The sequence below is a fragment of the Candidatus Kuenenia sp. genome (assembly GCF_039794105.1).
Taxonomy (GTDB): Bacteria; Planctomycetota; Brocadiia; order Brocadiales; family Brocadiaceae; genus Kuenenia.
Map to the genome: position 1 here is coordinate 1 of NZ_JBDIWA010000034.1, position 20,276 is coordinate 20,276.

Sequence of the window (20,276 nt, forward strand, 5' to 3'; positions counted from 1 at the left end):
TATCGCCGGATGCGGTCAAGTTTATGCTAACCGGATATGCCGACCTGGATGTTGTCGTGAGGGCAAAAAACGAGGGCGGTGTATACCGCTTCTTCACAAAACCATGGAACAATAGCGAAATATTAGGTGCCGTAAAACAGGCTTTTTCATATTACAGTATACGCAATAGTCAGGTATTTGGTCTGGAATAAAAAACGAAAGAACAGGATTCCCCTTTACACGGGAATGGCCAATGAGAGGTGCCCTAAGATGAAACAAAACACATTACTTATTGTAGACGACGAAGAAAATATCCTTAATTCATTAGGAAGGTTGCTGGATGATCTGGGCTGCACAGTTTTTTTTGCAGATGCCGGCAAAAAGGGTTTGGAAATTATAAAGGATAAGGATATTCACATGGTGATCTCCGATTACAGAATGCCCGGCATGGACGGCATAAAATTTCTTGATGAGGCCAAAAAGATTTCACCGGAAACTATCCGGATCATGCTGACAGGATACGCCGATATTGATCTGGCAATAAAGGCAATAAACGACGGAGAGGTTTACCGGTTTATTACAAAACCGTGGAACAATATCGAACTTTTGGTCACGGTAAATCAGGGCCTAGAATATTTCAACATGCAAAGAGAATTGGGACGGTTGAACAAGCTCATACAGTCTCAAAACGAAGCTCTTAAAGAATGGAACTCAAAGCTCGAACAGAAGGTGGCTGAACAAACGAAATATATACAGGATTTCTTTCTGGATTCCATTAAGTCCCTGGTATTTGCGCTTGAAGTAAAGGATAAATATACTGAGGGTCACTCAAGGCGTGTCGCCGAATATGCCACATACATTTGCCAGAAGATGTCACTGCCGGAAGTATTCATAGAGGATGTAAAACTAGGGAGTTTATTGCATGATATCGGGAAAATAGGCATCAAAGAATCCATCTTAGGCAAAAAAGGCGGTTTGACGAAAGAAGAATACGATCATATTAAAACCCATGTATCCATCGGAGTGCGCATCTTAACGCCCATTATTAAAAATAGTACAGTCATTAATATTATCAGATATCACCATGAGCATTTAGACGGCAGTGGTTATCCTGATGGACTGAAAGGCACCGCAGTACCTCTGGAAGCAAGGATTGTCGCTGTTGCGGATGCGTATGATGCATTACTGTCAGAACGTCCTTATCGTAATGCGAGAGACCCATTAAGCGCCAGGAAAGAATTGGTAATACATGCCGATATACAGTTTGATTCAAATGTTGTTGAAATCCTCACATCAAACGAACACCATGTGCCGGACAGTTCGTCCAGATGAGTCTTTTTTTTAAAAACCCTTATAAAATACCGATCTATTACCCTACGCTTCTCATACTTTTATAAATGAACGTTCTCATTTCCATCGACCATACAGTTAAAAAGTTTCTCCTTTCAATGGGACAGGTAACGTTGCTGGCCTTCAAAGGGTTTTGGGGCATTTTTCTGCCGCCTTTTAATCTGAAGCTGCTCCTGAAGGAAATTGACAATTTTGGCGCCGGTTCATTTCTGCTTGTAAATATCATTGCCTTGTTTACCGGCATGGTCATGTCGCTCCAGACAATTTACGGATTGCGCATGTACGGAGCAGAGATGTATGTGGGAAGCGTTGTTTCCCTTTCTATTGTGAGGGAACTAGGTCCGGTTCTCACCTCTATTATGGTGGGGGCGCGTATCGGTTCAGGCATTGCAGCAGAAATCGGTTCGATGCAGGTAACAGAGCAAATTGACGCCATGCGGGCTTTAGGCGCAAGCCCCATAAAGAAATTGGTGTCTCCGAAAATATTCGCCGGATTGATTACACTGCCCCTACTCACGGTTACTGCGGATTTTATTGGTATTTTTGGCGGACTCATAATTGCAACCTTTGAACTGGATATCGACCATATTTTCTATATTAATTCAATTTTAACCACGATTACCATCTCTGATTTCCTGAGCGGCATTGGCAAAACAGTCTTTTTTGGACTGCTTATTGCCGTTATTGGCTGTTATTTCGGGCTTAAAACATCAGGGGGTACTACCGGCGTGGGGCGTTCCACCACCATTTCTGTGGTAACAATCTCGATTTCCATCCTAATCGCAGATTTCTTTCTCACAAAATTGTTTCTTATGGTCTTCTGATGAAAAAACCCATAATTGAAATTAAAAATCTCTATAAATCATTTAACAGTCATCCCGTTCTTAATGATATAAATCTTTCTGTACAGGAAGGGGAAATCATATCGCTCCTCGGCGCAAGCGGGACGGGGAAAAGTGTTCTTTTGAAAGAACTTATCGGCTTAATAAAGCCGGATAAAGGCGATATCTTTGTTATGGGTAAAAACGTTGCACAAATGAATGAAGATGCATTAATTAAATTACGGGTTCATGTGGGAATGCTGTTTCAGGGGGCGGCATTGTTTGATTCATTAACCGTATTTGAGAATATTGCATATCCGCTCCGGGAACACCTTCATCTTTCAGAAGCCGAAATCAGGTCCCGCGTTTCAGAAAAATTACAACTGGTAGGCCTTAAAGGCATTGAGTCAAAAATGCCGGAAGAATTGAGCGGCGGCATGAAAAAGAGGGTCGGACTGGCAAGGGCTATCGCCACTGACCCGGAGATTATTTTATATGATGAACCCACTACAGGCCTGGACCCCATAACTGCGCAACGCATTAATGTTCTTATTATGGAATTACAGAAAAAACTTGGCATCACGACCATCGTTGTTACCCATGATCTCCATTGCGTGAAAACGGTATCAGACCGTATCGCAATGCTTCATGAGGGAAAAATCATCGTTGTTGGAACCTGGCAGGAAATAGCATCATGCCCTTTAAAGGAAGTAAAGGACTTTATCAGCAGCAACATCTGTTTGTAAAAGGAGAAAGTATGCATAAAGAACACATTGCCGAATTACGGGCGGGAGTTTTTACTATTATCACGTTGATATGCCTTGGAGCGGCGTTGTTTATCCTTGGTTCACAAAAGGGATATTTTAAACCCCATATTACACTGAAGGCACGGTTTCTCCATGTATACGGACTGCAAAAGGGTGTTCCGGTGCGTTTTATGGGAGTAACGGTAGGCCAGGTCAAAGACATTATTCTCCCAGATGAGTTATCATGCAATGGAATTGAAGTGGTGCTGCAAGTGGATAAAGCCGTTCAAAAAAATATCCTGACAGATTCCGTGGCAGCCATAAAATGGCTCAGTTATGTTACGGGCGATTCATACGTGGAAATATCTTCAAAAGACTGTACCGGACATATTATAAAGGAGGGCGATACCATTAAAGGCGCAGAGCCTATAGACTATACCTCTGCCATTGAAAGTGGAACCCATGCTATAAAATCTATCGCTCAATTCTTTAACAAACTGGAGGAAGGAAGACTCGCGGAGACCTTAAACAGCGTATCGCTTTCGCTGAATGAAAGCATTATCAATTTCAGGGAGAGTACGGGTCTTTTAAATGCATTAATTTATGACGTGCGGGGAAGGCTCCTCATGGATAATTTAATTACCGCCTCTGGCTCGTTTAATGAAATTATTGCAAAAGTAGCGGAGGGCGAGGGCACACTTGGGGCATTGATTGCAGACCCTGAATTGTACGACAATATGAAAAGTCTTTTGGGAGGCGCAGAAAGAAGCCGTATCCTGCGAAATGTCATCCGGAAGAGTATTGAAAAGGGGAAAACAAATACCACTCAATAACATTTTTTAAGGTACTACTTGCAGCAATGCCAATTGCTTTAACGTTTTGTAATCAACCTTTCCTGTGGAAAGCAAGGGAATGGCGTCTATGTGGAGATAGTGATCTGGCTGTGAAAGCTTTGTAATGCCATGTTTATCAAGTGCGGCGTTCAACGAAAGTTTATCAGGGTTTGGGTGGACAACGAACGCCACAATCTGCTCACCCTTTTGTGCATGCGGGATGTTTACTACGGCACAGTTTCTTTTTTCTCCCTCTGTTATTTCATCTAAAATGCAGGATAACTTATCCTCAATATGGGAAAGGGACACCATTTCTCCGCCAATCTTGGCAAACCTTTTCAGGCGATCGGTAATGTATAAAAAGCCGTTATTAAATTTTCCGATGTCGCCTGTTATGTAATATCCTTCATGAAAGGCACTCTCCGTCAATTCCGGGGAATTATAATAACCTTTCATTAAATTAGGGCCCCTCACAAGTATTAAGCCTTCCTCTCCTTGTGGCACTTCACGATATGTTTCAGCATCTACGATTTTACAGTTAATATTTGGCAAGAGTTTTCCCACGCTTCCATGCCGGAAATCATGCGCCTTATTTGCGCTGATGCAGGCGCAGCTCTCCGTAGTGCCATACGCTTCATAAATAGGTATACCAAACTTTTCCTGAAATTTTTCCCTAACTACACTGTTTAATTTTTCCGCACCGGCATACGCAAGACGTATACTGGAGGTCTGTTCTTTGTGCCACTTTTTCACAAAACCACGATACAGGGTGCTCGTGCCCAGCACGATAGTAACCTTTTTATCATGTACTATCCTCCCCAGCTTTTCATATTCCGTAGGGTTTGGATGGAATACTACGCCAAGTCCCTTTAATAATGGCAACCATAAACATACGACAAAGCCAAATACATGGAAAAAAGGCATGGCACCCAGAAAGACGTCTTCTGGAATAGGATCAAATATGGTAGAAATGTTCTGTATGGTTGTATAGACATTTTGGCTTGTCAGAGGCACGCCTTTCGGATGGGATTCTGACCCTGAGGTAAAAAGTATAACCGCATTTTTCTCCGGTAGATCGCAAGCTGAAAATTCCTGAAAGAGAGAATCTTTTGATCTGAATTTACATGCAAGGTACGTCAGTATCTTTTTTTTCTTTGAAATGTTGTTTTTTATGTCCTCGATAAAAACCATTCTTTTGTCGAAAGGTATGCCTGCTTTTTCAATAAAAACCTTAGAGGTCAGTATAGAGCGTACGTCGCACATTTTCAAAACGTAATCCTGCTCTTCTTTGCTTGCAACGAAATTCAATCCTACAGGTACCTTTCCGGCAAAGGCTGTCGCTACATTTGCCAAAGCGCCTCCGATTGAAGGGGGGAATACAACGCCAATATTTTCACCTTCCATGTCGCGAATATATTTTGACAAAAGAATGCCGCCTGTAAGGGTCTGCCCGAAGGTAAGTGATATCCCAAACGAATCGAAGAAAACCGTTTTATTAAAATTATTTTTTGCTGTGGTTATAAAACTTTTTAAAATCATTAATATTCCTTTTAGATTTACGATTTGGGATTTACGAAATACTATTTAAAATAGTACTTCGTACGCCATTCTCGTTCCAAAGTCGGAACTTGGGAACGAGAGGAAAGTTTTGTTCATATTTTAATGTTTCTATAATTGGAGTCAATTATTTAATACATTACGTTAAACATATTGTATCTGTTTTTCGTTGTTTATTCTAAATACTTGATTTATATTTTCAACATATGAATACCACAAAATGGTTTGCAAAAGACTTTATTATACAGGACACACTATCCGCAATAAAAGAAGCTATTTCCAATGCAGGGGGGAATGAGGTCTTTTTCATCGGGAAACCTGATGGGAATTATATGATAGCCGATATCGATGTGTATGCTATGGGAAATAAAAATGCTGTGCCTGCCATTCTTCGGGATGTAAAGCATGGAGAGGTTATTATCCATAATCACCCTAACGGAAATCTTACCCCTTCTGAAGAGGATATTGAAGTTGCTTCCGAAATGGGTTCCCTCGGCGCAGGATTTTACATTATCAATAATGAGGTAGAATACTTATACCCTGTGGTGAAAATTGAGAAAGAACATCCTTATGAAAAACTGGATTGTGTGATGTTGTCAAATTTATTACGCCCAGGCGGAATATTGTCTGTTACTATCCCTGGTTACGAATACCGGGAATCGCAGGTAGATATGCTTACATCGGTATCAGATGCCTTCAATAATGACAAAGTTGCAACAATTGAAGCAGGCACCGGAACGGGAAAATCACTGGCATACCTCCTTCCTGCAATATTCTGGAGCGTGAAAAATAAGGAAAGGGTGGTTATCTCCACAAATACAATAAACCTGCAGGAACAGTTGATGTACAAGGATATCCCTACATTAAAGATAGAAAATATTCCCGACTTTAAAAGCGTCCTTGTTAAGGGAAGAAACAATTATATTTGTTTAAGGAAAACACAGAACTTGCAGTTTGAAGGCGATATGCTTGTTGAGGAAAGGGAAAAAAAACAATTAATACATATACTGTCATGGGCGGAAAAAACAAGGGATGGAAGCAAAGCAGACCTGAACTTTCTTGTTAATGACAATGTCTGGGAAATGGTTCAGTCTGAGGCAGACCAATGTACACGGTTAAAGTGTAATTTTTATAATAAATGTTTTTTTTATTCTGCAAGGCGGAATGCGGCAAGTGCAGATATACTAGTGATAAATCACCATCTTTTGATGGCTGATTTAATCTTAAGGAAAGAAACCAGGGGTTATGATTCAACTGCAATACTGCCGCCATTTAAGAGGATTATAATAGATGAAGCGCATAATCTGGAGTCTGTCGCAACCTCTAATATAGGTCTGTCTTTCTCAAGAATGAGGATTTTAAAACCTTTGGGAAAGCTTGTTAATCAAAAGGATAATAAAAAGGGGCTTTTGCCGTTTCTTAAAAATAAACTTAAAGATGTTGATTTTCAATGTAACAAGGATATTACCGTAGATATTACGGAAGGAATTTATCCTCAATTACTTGACATGCGGATAGAAATTTACGCGTGTGTTACCAATACTTTTTCCGATATTTTTGAGTCTGTAAATAGCTATGTTAATAATAAAATTTTTGAAAACGGCTTAGAACTCAAACTACGAGTCACTAACGAACTACTCTCCACACCATTGTGGTCAGATTGTATTGAAAATAAAATACGGCGTCTATGCACGGAAATACATAGCTTCGTAATTTTATTAAATAAGTTAATTGCTGCAATTGAAAGACTTGATAAAGAGTCACGGGATATTTTGTCGTCTCAGTTCATAGACATAACCTCATGTAAAACCCGCCTGAATACAGCAAAAATTGATCTCTATTCTTTTATCCGTTCTGAAGAAAATCTGTGCAGATGGATTGAATTAAGAAGATACAACGATAATTTCTTCATAAAATTATGCACTGCGCCAATAGATATTTCCGATGCCTTAAAGGCATGCCTGTTTGATAATTACCGGACGATTATATTAACCTCTGCTACATTAACCATAGATAACACCTTTACTTTTTATCAAAAGAATACGGGACTTCATTTACTTCCGGAAAAAAGGATTACAGAACTGATTCTTAGCTCCCCCTTTGATTATCAATCTCAATCTATGATATGTATACCAACAGACATCTCTGACCCGGATGACTCGCATTATAAAAAAGATTTGGTAGAAAATTTATGTAAATTAATCACTATTACAGATGGGCGTTCACTTGTATTATTTACATCGTACCGACTCCTTAACGATATATTTGATATGCTGAAACCATATTTTACCGGACAAGGTTATACCTGTTTAAAGCAGGGAGAAGACAACAGACACAACTTACTTGAAACATTTAAAAATGACAAAACATCGATATTATTCGCCACAGATAGTTTTTGGGAAGGTATTGATGTAAAAGGAGATGCGCTGGAGTGCGTTATTATTACCCGTTTGCCTTTTAAAGTGCCAAATGAACCCATTATTGAAGCAAGAACAGAGGCTATTGAGATGAAGGGGGGCAACTCATTTTACGATTATTCACTGCCCATTGCAGTGTTAAAACTAAAACAAGGATTTGGAAGATTGATAAGAAGTAAGGAAGACAGAGGTGTGGTATTTATATTTGATAGACGTATCGCTACAAAAAGTTATGGTAAAGTCTTTATTAAATCACTCCCGAAGGCAAAATGCATAAAAGAAAACAAGGAACACGTGTTTAAAGAGCTGGAGAATTTTTTTAAGAGGAGGTAAATAGTATGAAAATCTTTTTGACGGGCAGTACCGGTTTTGTTGGAAAACAGTTGTTAAAAGAGCTACTTGAAAATAAATATAAAGTAAAATGCCTGGTAAGAAAAGGCTCTGAACATAAATTGGGACAATATATCAACCATATAGAAGTTGTAAATGGCGATATTACAGACCCGCCTTGTCTTGAAAACGTTATAGCTGATTGTGAAGCAGTAATTAATATTGTTGGTATTATCAGGGAAATACCTGGAAAAGGGGTTACTTTCGAAAAACTTCACTATGAAGGGACACATAATCTAATAAGAGAGGCGAAAAAACAAGGTGTTGACAGATTTATACAAATGAGCGCTTTAGGGGCAAAGCCGGAAGGAAAGACGCTGTATCAACAAACAAAATTTCTGGCGGAAGAATGTATAAGGAAGAGCGGGCTTGATTATACTATTTTCCGTCCATCTATCATATTTGGTAATGAAGACAAGTTTGTAAATACCTTTGCAGGCATGTTGAAAATTCAGCAATTTATCCCCGTAATCGGAGACGGTAAATATAAACTGCAACCGGTAGCCGTTGAAAATGTTGTTGACGCGTTTGTTGACTCGATAGAAAGAAGAGACACGTTTGGAAAATTGTATGAAGTAGGAGGGCCAGAAAAAATTGAATTTAATGACGTTATTAATATTATCGGAAAAGTACTTTGTTTACCTCCCTATAAAATTCATATTCCTGTCTGGATTATGAACACTTTGGCTGAAATGTTAGATTGGATACCTGCCTTTCCCGTAACAAAAGATCAAATAACAATGTTGCTGGAAGGAAATACCTGCGATGAAAAACCCTTTTTCGACCATTTTAAAATAAACCCTATCTATCTTAAGGAAGGTATTTCAAGGTACCTTTACTGAATTGGCATAGCCATAATCAAACAAATGAGAAATACAAAGTGGGAACCACCGATTACACAGATTGCACAGATTTAAAAAAAGTTACTAATTTAAATGAGGTTTAAAAAAAAATAAAGTGTTACCAAAAACTCTCATTTATGATGTAAATTTATTGTTTATTGATATGTATATAATTTACACCCACACGAGACCTTTTTATTCTTAAGTGTAGTACATAATTTTTATATGTAGGTAAAACACAGGTATTTTACAATAAAAAAACATATTTAAGTCTTTATTTTATAAATGTTTATTTACAAATAACATAGTTTTAAACAATCAGCTTAATAAGATTACGGTTTATTTTAAATAAATAATTATATAATAAATACCATAAGAATAATTGTTTTTAAAAAGAACAGGACAAAACCTCAAACTGATAAAAGGTGGTTTTTAAATATAAATTTTAACGTTAAAATTCCAAAGAGTGACAATTAACCCTGACAGGGTTTCAAACCCTGTCAGGGTTGTTTCAACATCACAGGAGTTTAAGACTGAGTGTTTTTATATTGGTTTAAATAATCCAATTTTGCCTATTTAAAGCAAATTATTCATTATAAGTAAAATGAATGCTAAAACAGTTAACATACTATACGCTATTGACTTATATATTTTTTATTATATTGGCATAATTTATGCGAAATGGCAATGAATGTCATTTTGTGGTGTACAAATCAGCATTAGATAAAAAAAGGGGTTGGTATACTTGTGAAAAAAAAATATGTATTTATAGCAGCAATGTTGTTCATGATTTTTCAATGCTCCTTCGTGAATAATAGCGCTATCGCCTCAAATGAGTCGGAAAGCGAAAAGGTTCTACCTTTTACGAGAAATAAGAGCAGAGATATAAACTACGAGCATTTCTTTAAAGAGAAAAAGCATTGGTGTAGTACAATGGTAATAAATTGTAGCGATTTCAGGTTTGCCAAAGCAACACAGGGACTAATAAATGAAAGAATGGGATTAAAAGGAGATTATGATTACTTTTCAATACCCGGTTCTATACGTAATATTTTAAATAAAGAAACAATAAAACTTGTAATGGAAGAATTTGGTATATCCGTACTGTTACATCACGTAAAATGTGTTGTTATTATAGCGCATGAAGATTGTATAGGTTATGGAGGTAGAGAGACCTTTAGCAGCCATGAAGAGGAGTTTAAAACGATAAGAAAAGATTTGAGAAAAGCAAGGAGAATAATGAGATTAAGATTTAGAGATTTAGAGGTATATTTATTCTATGGCAGGTTAATAAACCGTGAAGGTAAGAGAAGCGTTGAATATGAACAAATTTTGTAATAGAGTATTTATCGAACTTTATTGAAGATAATATATTGATGAAACACTTTTTAAGAAAATTATATATTTTTTGCATAGTAGTGCTCATTGCCCATACAGGTTGTTCCAAAAAGGAAATACCTTTATTTAAAGATGCAAAAACAGTTATTGAGCTTGATGAAGAAGAAATAGAAGAACGAAGCGACTGTGATACTTTGGTGTTTACCTGTATAGATTACCGGTTTGCATTTGCTAACCAGGAATTTATAAACAAAAATTTGGGGATAGAAGGCAACTACGATCATATCTCAATACCAGGCAGTATATATAATCTTGTGAATCCTTCCACACAAGAAATTGTATTTAGTAAAATTACCCGATTTGTAAATTTCCACCTGATAAAGAGAATAATTGTTATTGGACATAGGGATTGCGGGGGATATGGTGGAACTTCCGCGTTTAGTTCCAAGGTAGCGGAATACATATATCTCACCACTGATTTAAAAAGGGCGGGACAAATACTTATTGAAAAGTTTCCTACATTGCAGGTTGATTTGTACCTTGAGACTTTAACAAAAGAAGGTGTTCAATTTGAAAAGATAAATAAATCTATTTTTTAATAAATGAGTTACATTAACAGTTAAATAGTTAAAAAAACAGGTGTTGGTGTAGTGGTGAAGAAAAAATATATAGTTATAATAGCAATAACATTATTCATGATTTTTCAATGCTCCTTTGTGAATAATAACGCTATAGCATCGGGTGATTCTAATGGCGAAAAGAAAACATCTTTTACTAAAAATAAGAGTAGAGATATAAACTACGAGCATTTCTTTGAAGATAAAAAGCATTGGTGTAGTACAATGGTAATAAATTGTAGCGATTTCAGGTTTGCCAAAGCAACACAGGAACTTATAAATGAAAAAATTGGATTAAAAGGGGATTATGATTACTTTTCAATCCCCGGTTCTATACGTAATATGCTAAATAAAGAAACAAGAAAGCTTGTGATGGATACATTTGGCATTTCTGTACGATTACATCAAGTAAAACGTGTCGTTATATTAGCACACGAAGATTGTATAGGTTACGGAGGTGAGAATGTCTTTAGCAGCCATGAAGAAGAATATAAAACAATAACAAAGGATCTCAAAAAGGCAAGGAGGCTTATGAGATTAAGATTTAGCAATTTGGAAGTATATTTGTTTTATGGCCGTATAATAGATAGTGATGGAATAAGAATAGTTGAGTATGAGCAAATTTTGTAATATAGTATTTATCGAACTTTATAATAAATAATATTGATGAAACAGCTTTTAAAACTAGCATGTGTTTTTTGTACGTTAATCATATTTCTAGGTTGTTACGGAAAAGAAACACTTTTATTAAATAATGTAAAAACAATTGTTACTGTTGATAGGGGAGATGATATAGGTGAAGGTGATACACTTGTGATTACCTGTATAGATTACCGGTTTGCATTTGCGAATCAGGAGTTTATAAACAAAAATTTAGGAATAGAAGGCAAATACAATCATATCTCAATACCTGGAAGTATATATAATCTTGTGAATCCTTCTACACGAGAAATAGTTTTTAGCAAAATTACCAAATTTGTAAATTTCCATCTGACGGACCAGGTAGTTATTATTGCACACAGGGACTGTGGAGGGTACGGCGGTTATGCGGCATTCGGTTCTGAGATAGCGGAATACGTATATCTCACCACCGATTTAAAAAAGGCAAGACAACTCATTATAGAAAAGTTTCCTGTGTTGCGGGTAGATCTGTATCTTGAGACTTTGACACAAGAGGGCGTTCAATTTGAAAAGGTACTATAGTATCCTTTATTTTGTAGAGACACATTGGATGCGTCTCTATATTAAACATCAACAGCAAAATAAATTTGCTATCAAAGGCAGCCTAATTTCATAGTAAAAGTATGTAGTAAACACACAAAAAACATTGCACTGGCTTGTGTGCTTTAAATGTTTTATTATACATCTGAAAATAGTTAAGGAACTCCGGGATTTTTTTCATCATAGTTGATAATGTCTGATAAAATAGAGCATGCAATAAAACACGCAAAACATCTGATGCCCGAACAGGGCCCACTCCCATATTTTGTTCACCACAATACCATTCACCATTTCGAAACATACGACTTCTTTGAAGGGGTTAAACAGGCGGGACGTATTTATGGGGCAAAAGCGTTTATGTCTGAAGAAGAATTCCTCCTGGCGTTTGAACGAGGTCGTATTACTGCGGATGCCCTTAAGAAAGAGATAGAAGAATATATCAGGCGCCATATACTTTCTATAAAGCCTGATATGCTTTTTACGCTCATGACTAATAAGCCTCAGCTTCGTCCTACACCAGACAGCAGGATTAAGCAGTTCGTAAATGACACTTCATATCAACGGCCTGGGTATTACAAAGAAGCGGTACAAATTACTCACAACCGGAACATCGACGAGCTGATGGAACCGGTTCTCTTTCGTTTTTTCCCCTCTTATTTCGATCTTGGCCTTGCCTATTGGCCTATGTCAAACCGGGAGAAAGGGTTGTGGCATTGTTTTTGTGAAATTTACTCAAAGAGCGGTTTCTTCAGGCCAAAATTTCTCCGGATATTAAACCGGATTGTTTCCGAGGCAAAACGATATAATTATGAAGAGGCTACCGCGCTTCTGCTTAAACGATTGGCCATTCCGGATGAACACATGGACGACTACCTGTTCCATACCCTATATCGTTACAAGGGGTGGGCAGGAACAATTAAATCGCTTGAAGAGATGCCGGATTGGATTCCAAGGCATGATATTAAGGCGTCATTCAGCGAGGTTGTACCTGTGATTCTCGTCGTTGAACTTGCGGCAATCGAGTCTATATGTGAGCTTATCAGCCTGAGGATTCCAGTCTATAAACCAATACCATTGTATGATCCCGGTTTTGTGGCATCTATCGTGAGCGCCTTAGGCATAAAAAATGACGTTACATTTCCCCGGGAAGTCACCCAACTTACCGATGAAAATCGCCTGGAGATATGGCAGCGCGCTTATGAGGATACCTTATACAGACAATTCCTCTCTGCATACCGGGAGGTAGCCATTGAGGCAAAACCTAAATACAAGCTACCGAATTATCAGGTCCTTTGTTGCATAGATGAACGAGAGGAATCTTTCCGACGCCATCTGGAGCGAATAGACGCCGGAGCCGAGACCCTGGGAGCAGCCGGGCATTTTGGCCTTGATATGAAATTTAAAGGTGCACCGGAAAAACATTACCGCAAGATGTGTCCACATCCTTTAGTAACACCGTCGGTACAAGTCTACGAAGAAGCAGAGAAGCTTGAGGATGCGATGCCCAAAAAAATGCAACTTTACGGGGAGGTGCAGTGGGCAATTACTCAAGCATCCAAGACCCTTTTTGGGGGTTTTGCACACACGATTTTCAGCGGCCTTTTGGATTTCCCGCCGTTTATTCTGGACGTGCTATCTCCAAAGTACAGCTCCAGGCTGCGGCGGTATATGGCGGCATATGAACCCAGGACCAGATTGGTTTACAAGAAAGAAAATAAAGAAAATGAAAAAGGGTGGGATCTGCAAGGCCGGATTGCCCGAGCCACGGCAATACTCAAAGGCTCCGGGTTTTCTGACAACTTTTCACCTTATGTATTCATACTTGGTCACGGTTCAAGTAGTCTTAATAACCCACACGAGGCCGCCCACGATTGTGGGGCATGCGCCGGGGGGCGAGGAGCGCCTAACGCGCGCCTTTTTGCAACTATTTGCAACGAACCAGAAGTTCGCGCCGGTCTTGCTAAAAACGGTATAATAATCCCGGATTCGACCCTGTTCATCGGCGGATATCACAATACCTGCAGCGACGAGGTACTCTTTTTCGATCTTCCCAACTCCATAGAACCACTCCTGCAAAAGCACATCGACACAATTCGACGCGCTGCGGCGCTGGATGCAAAAGAACGCTGCAGGCGCTTTGATGAGGTCAGGGTAAACCAGTCGGAAAAGGCCTTTGCCAGTTATGTGCACGGCCGGGCTATGGATATTACACAACCTCGTCCGGAATACGGACACTGCACCAATGCAATGGCCATTGTTGGACCACGGTATCTGACGCGGAATCTTTTCATGGACAGGCGTTCATTTTTGGTTTCCTATAATTATAAGGTAGATCCCGAAGGAAAATCCTTGAGGGCTGTACTTGGCGCAGTTGGGCCGGTATGTGCGGGGATTAGCCTTGAATACTATTTCAGCTTTATTGATAACGAACACTACGGCTGTGGCACCAAACTGCCCCACAATGTTACATCACTGGTAGGGGTAATGAACGGACATTATAGCGACCTGCAGTTGGGATTGCCATGGCAGATGGTAGAGGTTCACGAGCCTACCAGGCTAATTCTGCTTGTCTGCTGTAAGGTTGGAACTATGGAAACTATACTTGGCGAGGCCTTTGGTTATACCGGTCAACCCGGACACTTTCAGTGTCTTGTAAAACACAATTGGATTACCCTTGCAATCCACGATCAGGAACAGGAAAGGCTGTTTTTGTGGAAAGGCGGGCTGGAAGGACGTTTTGTACCATTCGATGAAACGGTGGGTGTGCCGGAATACAAGGGCGACGACCCACGTTTTTTCCTCGAACAGGGTCATCTTTTATTTGGAAAGATTACGTAGGAGCATATGGTGGAGCACTCTCTGATTATTTATCTTGCGCATTACTTTGTATTATTTCCCATCCTCAAGGTGTTTGCAATCAACATCCAATATTTTTCCAGCAAGCGGGAAATCGAAGAGCACATGGTTCGCAAACTGGTCACATGGGGAGGGGTTAGCGATGTTGTACATGTTGCCGTTTCCTTGTGTATCCTGGGATTTAAACCGACTACGGTTCACATAGAGTCCTTCTGTATGATTGGCTGGCCATTCATTGTGGATTGGAATCTCTATACGGCTATTTTTCTGGCCTTCACGACAACAATTGTTACTGTAATTGGCCGGTTTTCTCTCTTTTACCTGCATCGCGATGCATATTATCATAAGTTCTTTTCACTTTATTTTATATTTCAACTGGCCCTGGGGCTTATTATTCTCAGTTCCAGTACCACCTATCTGTTCATGGGCTGGGAACTACTGGGCCTTTCATCAGTGCTTCTGATCGCGTTCTATGAACACCGTCCCAATCCTCTCAAAAACGGCATGCGGGTTATATTCATCTACGAATTAGGAGATATATTCTTTTTTGCCCTGATAGTGTTACTGCTTTTTTTCCACATTGACGACATCAACAATATGGCATTGATTCAGGAACATGGCTGCGAGTGGGCGAAGTTTTTATTGATTGTGGCATGTTTCTTCAAATCGGGTATTTTTCCGTGGATATGGCTGCCACGGGCAATGGAGGGCCCCACGCCTTCGAGTGCGGTTTTCTACGGCTCTCTGTCAACTCATATGCCTATCTTGCTTCTTCTTCGCATGTGGCCCCGTGAGTGGGCGCTTCTCACATATTGGCCTGAAGTGTGGACATTCACACATCCTGCCAATGCCATTGCGCTTGCGATTGCCATTTGTGTTTTTTCTGCCTTTGTCACGACCCATATGAGCCGTCAGCATTCCGACGCCAAGAATACCGTCGCATACGCCACCACGACGCAGTTGGCCATTATCTACATAGAAATATTCCTTGGATTTTACACACTTGCTTTAATCCACGTGGTATCTCACGGGATATACCGTACCTATGAGTTTATGCGCACCCCGTCGTTGTTCCACCTATACCACACCATGGAGACACGACGACCCAGGGTAACGAATACCGGGAAGCACTTTGAATCCATACTTCCCGAACGGTTCAGAAAGTGGCTTTACTCACTCACGATCAATGAGTTCGGTTTTTTGTCGCGATCCTTAGACCTTATTGATCAGTTTCTTGGTCTGAAATACATGCGTTTTGATAAAAAAGCGGCAAGGCGTTTCACCATTGCAGTAGCAGTGACATGGGTAGCCTTCAGCATCGTGATGTTCGTCCTCAACAGGAGACTTTTCAATATTGAATATACCAGCGACGGCATCGGGAACACCGTCATGTCATTCATTATCAACTGGAATTATTTCAATATTAACGAGGAGTTAATACTTGTTCTTGCGGTGGGTTTCTGCGTGCTTTCCTTTTACAATATCCGCAGAATAGTCATGTATTTTGTGACCCTTGCATGCTCCGCCTGGTCGGTAGGTCTTGTCCAGGGGCTGGAACTGGTAAAAAACACGGACGCAAAACACCTGTGGTCTTGTGTGTCTGTGATTATCCTTGCCATTGTCTTTGTGGGACTAGCCTGCTACCCGGCATACGCTTCCCCACAAAATAACGAAAAACAGACAAGCTTTACGGCACAACTCTCTCGTACCCCCCTGTCAAATGCCCTGTTGTTCCTTCTGGGACTTGCCATTGTGGGTGTGCCCGGTCTAGGCACCTTTGTGGGTTGGGAACAGCTAGTCCATTATGCCGCAACCATTGCTCCCCATACGGTAATAAAGGGATTTTTTATCCTTAAATTGAACACCATTCTGGTCTTCCTGTTTTATTTCAGCAACTTCCTCGGCTCTCCTGAACACGAAGTGCAGGTATTGCATCACTACAAGCGCGATACCCTGCATCTCCGATGGGTACAAAAGCACGCCTAAAAGTCAGGCTTTCTTCAGAAAGATAACGTTGAATAAATAGCTATTTACAAATATAATAAATTCCGTCTTAAATTTATCTGGAGTTTTACTCTTTTAAAAGAGAAGGGGTGTTTGTGTGAATTTTCTTCGTTTTTTCAAATCAACCGCAACGTATTATCTGCCGGCAATACTTTTAGCCGGTGCTTTTCAATGTTCTTTCGTGTATGCATCCTCCGGAAAAGACCAAATGCTTTCCAGTAGTAACATGGCCCACGAATTATATTTACAAGGTGTAGAATATGCAAAATACGGGCTACATAATGAAGCAATTGAATTATTCAGGAAATCACTCGCTACAGACCCGGATAATATTGATACCTGTATTAGTCTTGGCGAAGTGTATGCAGAGAAAAGAATGGATAGTGAGGCAATAGAGCTATTTCAAAAAGTCCTGAAAATAAACCCTAATCAACCACAGGTATATTTTAAAATTGGTACCGTATATTTTGATATGGAAGAATATGAACCTGCCATTGAATATCTTAAGAAAACGATTGAAATGAATCCTGATTATAAGGTTGCATATTCCTTATTGGGCATTTCATACGCGAAAAGCGGCAAGTATGACGAGGCAATTAAGGTGCTTAAAAAACGTATTGAGCTGGACCCCAATCTGGCGATAACTTATTCTAATCTGGGACTGGTCTATACAATGAAAGGGTCGAATAAGGAAGCATTGGTGGAATACAATAAGGCTTTGGGAATTAATCCCTATCATGAAGAAACATTATTTAATATTGCCTTTCTGTATGAAAATATGGGGAAGATCGATGAAGCGCTCGCATATTATAACAAAACCGTTGAATGCAACTCCGGTAATGCAAATGCCCAATACCATTTAGGTTTAAATTATCTAAAGAAAAAACAATATGACGAGGCAATTAACGCCTTTGAGATTTCACTTATGGCAAATCCGGACAATATCGAGGCATATAATGATTTAGGCAAGGTTTACGTGGCAAAAGGGATGGAAGAAAAAGCAGAAAACTATTTTTCTCTGTACAATAAACAATTAAAGTTGCAACAAAAGAAATAATTAAGTTATTTTGAGAAAGGAACTTTTTAATGAAGAAAAACTATCTGTTTACCCCAGGGCCGACAATGGTACCGCCTGAGGTTTCGCTCGCTGAAGCGCAACCAATGATACACCACAGAACACCACAATTTTCCCAAATATTTTACGAATTGAGCGAGGATTTAAAGTATCTGTTTCAAACAAAAACAGGAGAGGTTTATACGTTAATGTCATCCGGCACCGGCGCAATGGAGGCGTGCGTTGCCAACGTCCTGTCGAAAGGAGACAAAGCGCTGGTAATTTCCTCGGGCAAATTCGGAGAACGTTGGGTGGAGCTATGCAAGTGTTTTGGCATTGAAACCGAGGTCGTTAGTGTGGAGTATGGAAAAGGGGTAGAACCTTCCAGGGTGGAAGAAGTTCTTAAGAAAAACAGTGAAATAAAAGTTGTTTTTGCAACACAAAGCGAAACATCGACAGGTGCGCTGCATGATATAAAGGCCATTTCACAGATTGGGAAAAAATACGGTGCGCTGATAGTAGTGGATGCTATTACCGGCATCGGCGTTCATAAATTCCTGATGGACGAATGGAATATTGATGTAGCGGTAACCGGTTCGCAGAAGGGGTGCATGTTGCCGCCGGGGCTGGCATTTGTTTGCGTAAACAGCGGGGCGTGGGAATCCGTTGAAAAAGGAGATTTACCCAGATATTACTGGGATTTCAGAAAGATGCGCAAAAATCTGAAAAACAAAACAACGCCATTTACCCCTGCAGTATCACTCGTTATGGCAATGAAGACTGCAATGGAGATGATTAAAAAAGAAGGCATTGAGAATGTGTGGGCAAGGCATGAACGTCTCGCAAATGCCACCAGGGAAGGTGTGAAGGCATTAGGATTGGAACTCTTTGCCGGGAATAGTTCAAGCAATGTTTTGACTGCCATAAAGGCGCCGGAAGGCGTCGATGTTGATAAAATTATTAAAAAATTAAGGGATGAAACGGGCGTTACTTTTACCGGAGGGCAGGACTCCTTAAAGGGAAAGATGATGCGCATTGGCCACATGGGCTATGTCAACGATTTTGATATTATTCTGGCGATTTCTGCGCTTGAGAAAGGCCTCCATGAAGCCGGTTATCCGGTTGAGTTAGGGAAAGGAATAACCAGAGTACAGTCATTATTGGTAAAGGGGAAATAAACAATAATAACTATATAATGTGTACCACCGGAAGGAAGGCCTGATTTAACATATAGTACCTTCTCCGCAGACAGGGTCAAATGAAAACATTTATGACCTAAAAAGGTCACATAGGGGAATAAGAAACTATTTTCAGCCAAAACAATTGTTCACCGGCCAGGCGTTTTGGGCAGGTATTAGCCCGACAGAGAAGAAATGGCGTAAGTATTTATAAATCAACAAATTAAAGTTAAAAACCCCTTGACAATCCTCATGGTTTATGCAAGTATAACTACTTGCAGAATAAAGATATAAGCCTATTTTACGGTTTGTTTTCACCACTGGAAACGATGATAAGTATTATTCAGATGATACAGCCTCAGTGGATGACATGGATGATAAAAAAGATGAAATAGAAAAAGGTCCGTCAAAGGAGTTTCAACTTTCTGCCAAAGCGGTAGTTTCTTCAGATCATATCGTAGTGCTAGTCTCTGTAGGGTACAACGGAAATCCTCTCGACTTCTTGCCAGAGGATTACTTTGCAACCGATACGGATGCACAGATTTCATTTCCGGGTGGAGCTAATGTGAAAATAACTGATTTTGAAAATGTAGGAAGAGGTTACTATCGGCTGAATTTTGAAGACTCTGAGGCGTTAGATGGAATTGAGTGTATAGTGTTTCCAATAGAAGTAGATTGCCATGATTCCGGTATTTCTGGGAAAATTATTTTAGAAGCAAGGACATAATCGGATTAAAGCGACTATAATATTTGGATCTCGTGTTTTTTGAAAACAAAGGGATAGCACCATAACTTGTGCTATCCCTTTTTCCGTATTCCATAAACAACAACTCTCCATTTTACCCATTCATATCCATTTATAAACCTCCCAGATTTCCTACGCAGACAATTCCACCCCCTTAATCCCCCGCCAGCGGGGGACAGGCTTGCCACATCCCTTGCAGATTTTATGCCCTTGTGGGGTCGATCCATGTGCATTCCCGGTTTTTTGTGACCTCTGCCATGTTTTAATGAAACGTACAGTAGTATTAGTCCCTGGCAGCGTTGTTTTGCCCCAATCACACAAACGGTTA

Annotated in this window: 16 protein-coding genes and 1 pseudogene; 16 read left to right on the plus strand and 1 reads right to left on the minus strand. The window is 39.8% G+C overall.

Annotation, left to right across the window (positions count from 1 at the left end; translation table 11 throughout):
* From ABJL82_RS13550 to ABJL82_RS13570, 5 genes and pseudogenes are all read left to right on the plus strand, one after another.
* Positions 1 to 191, plus strand: a pseudogene (locus tag ABJL82_RS13550) (hypothetical protein); the annotation flags it as partial.
* A gap of 58 nt (positions 192 to 249) precedes the next feature.
* The gene (locus tag ABJL82_RS13555; RefSeq protein ID WP_347275232.1) at positions 250 to 1,311 is read left to right on the plus strand and encodes an HD domain-containing phosphohydrolase; all 1,062 of its coding nucleotides are present in this window, start codon (positions 250 to 252) and stop codon (positions 1,309 to 1,311) included.
* Positions 1,312 to 1,376: 65 nt separating this feature from the next.
* The gene (locus ABJL82_RS13560; RefSeq protein WP_347275233.1) at positions 1,377 to 2,153 is read left to right on the plus strand and encodes an ABC transporter permease; all 777 of its coding nucleotides are present in this window, start codon (positions 1,377 to 1,379) and stop codon (positions 2,151 to 2,153) included.
* The gene (locus ABJL82_RS13565; protein ID WP_347275234.1) at positions 2,153 to 2,896 is read left to right on the plus strand and encodes an ABC transporter ATP-binding protein; all 744 of its coding nucleotides are present in this window, start codon (positions 2,153 to 2,155) and stop codon (positions 2,894 to 2,896) included. The genes ABJL82_RS13560 and ABJL82_RS13565 overlap by 1 nt, the downstream gene beginning before the upstream one ends.
* Before the next feature lie 11 nt (positions 2,897 to 2,907).
* Positions 2,908 to 3,729, plus strand: a complete 822-nt coding sequence (locus ABJL82_RS13570) for an MlaD family protein (RefSeq protein WP_347275235.1) — start codon at positions 2,908 to 2,910, stop codon at positions 3,727 to 3,729.
* 6 nt (positions 3,730 to 3,735) lie between these two features.
* On the opposite strand, the gene ABJL82_RS13575 is transcribed toward ABJL82_RS13570, so the two are convergent.
* Entirely contained in the window at positions 3,736 to 5,268 is a 1,533-nt protein-coding gene (locus ABJL82_RS13575) for an AMP-binding protein (protein WP_347275236.1), read from the minus strand.
* A gap of 224 nt (positions 5,269 to 5,492) precedes the next feature.
* On the opposite strand from ABJL82_RS13575, the gene ABJL82_RS13580 reads away from it, so the two are divergent.
* The 11 genes from ABJL82_RS13580 (at position 5,493) to ABJL82_RS13630 (ending at position 19,930) form a co-directional block, all read left to right on the plus strand.
* On the plus strand, positions 5,493 to 8,036 hold the full coding sequence (locus ABJL82_RS13580) for a helicase C-terminal domain-containing protein (protein ID WP_347275237.1): 2,544 nt from the start codon (positions 5,493 to 5,495) through the stop codon (positions 8,034 to 8,036).
* Positions 8,037 to 8,041: 5 nt separating this feature from the next.
* Positions 8,042 to 8,935, plus strand: coding sequence for a complex I NDUFA9 subunit family protein (locus ABJL82_RS13585; protein WP_347275238.1), 894 nt, complete (start codon positions 8,042 to 8,044; stop codon positions 8,933 to 8,935).
* Positions 8,936 to 9,682: 747 nt separating this feature from the next.
* A complete protein-coding gene (locus ABJL82_RS13590; RefSeq protein WP_347275239.1) occupies positions 9,683 to 10,273 on the plus strand; it encodes a carbonic anhydrase in 591 nt (196 codons plus the stop codon).
* Between the two features lie 38 nt (positions 10,274 to 10,311).
* Positions 10,312 to 10,872: a carbonic anhydrase gene (locus tag ABJL82_RS13595; RefSeq protein ID WP_347275240.1), complete on the plus strand. Its 561-nt coding sequence runs from the start codon at positions 10,312 to 10,314 to the stop codon at positions 10,870 to 10,872.
* 51 nt (positions 10,873 to 10,923) lie between these two features.
* A complete protein-coding gene (locus ABJL82_RS13600; protein WP_347275241.1) occupies positions 10,924 to 11,520 on the plus strand; it encodes a carbonic anhydrase in 597 nt (198 codons plus the stop codon).
* 36 nt (positions 11,521 to 11,556) lie between these two features.
* Entirely contained in the window at positions 11,557 to 12,093 is a 537-nt protein-coding gene (locus ABJL82_RS13605) for a carbonic anhydrase (protein WP_347275242.1), read from the plus strand.
* A gap of 210 nt (positions 12,094 to 12,303) precedes the next feature.
* Positions 12,304 to 14,949: a putative inorganic carbon transporter subunit DabA gene (locus ABJL82_RS13610; RefSeq protein WP_347275243.1), complete on the plus strand. Its 2,646-nt coding sequence runs from the start codon at positions 12,304 to 12,306 to the stop codon at positions 14,947 to 14,949.
* Between the two features lie 6 nt (positions 14,950 to 14,955).
* Complete coding sequence (locus ABJL82_RS13615) at positions 14,956 to 16,953, plus strand: proton-conducting transporter membrane subunit (RefSeq protein WP_347275244.1); 1,998 nt, start codon at positions 14,956 to 14,958, stop codon at positions 16,951 to 16,953.
* Positions 16,954 to 17,068: 115 nt separating this feature from the next.
* A complete protein-coding gene (locus tag ABJL82_RS13620) occupies positions 17,069 to 18,028 on the plus strand; it encodes a tetratricopeptide repeat protein (RefSeq protein ID WP_347275245.1) in 960 nt (319 codons plus the stop codon).
* 29 nt (positions 18,029 to 18,057) lie between these two features.
* Complete coding sequence (locus tag ABJL82_RS13625; RefSeq protein WP_347275246.1) at positions 18,058 to 19,203, plus strand: alanine--glyoxylate aminotransferase family protein; 1,146 nt, start codon at positions 18,058 to 18,060, stop codon at positions 19,201 to 19,203.
* 361 nt (positions 19,204 to 19,564) lie between these two features.
* On the plus strand, positions 19,565 to 19,930 hold the full coding sequence (locus ABJL82_RS13630; RefSeq protein ID WP_347275247.1) for a hypothetical protein: 366 nt from the start codon (positions 19,565 to 19,567) through the stop codon (positions 19,928 to 19,930).
* Positions 19,931 to 20,276 lie beyond the last annotated feature (346 nt).